This is a genomic window from Collinsella sp. AF37-9, assembly GCF_003475115.1.
Taxonomy (GTDB): domain Bacteria; phylum Actinomycetota; class Coriobacteriia; order Coriobacteriales; family Coriobacteriaceae; genus Collinsella.
In genome coordinates this window covers 1-233 of the sequence record NZ_QROQ01000037.1, presented here as the reverse complement: position 1 = coordinate 233, position 233 = coordinate 1, and the positions used below count along the sequence as shown (strand labels likewise).

Genomic DNA, 233 nt, shown 5'->3' with positions numbered 1-233 from the left:
CCGGAGCTCCTCACCCTCGGGGCTATGCCGCGGTACGAGGCCAGGTGGTCGTGGTCCGGGAACCTCGCGATGTCGACCGACACCGCGAGCTGCGCCGCGGTCCTCGGGCCGATGCCGGGCACGGTGAGCGGGCACGCGTAGGTCTCGTCGCCCTCGAGCAGCGCCGCCGTCTCGGCCTCGACGAGCGCCGGCGGGGGCGCGGTGGAGGCGGCCGCGGCCTCCCCGGCGGCCTC

Annotated in this window: 1 protein-coding gene; it reads right to left on the bottom strand. The window is 77.7% G+C overall.

The window, feature by feature from the left end:
* The coding region (locus DW024_RS09165) for a transposase (protein WP_199576959.1) at positions 1-233 on the bottom strand (233 nt) is incomplete at both ends.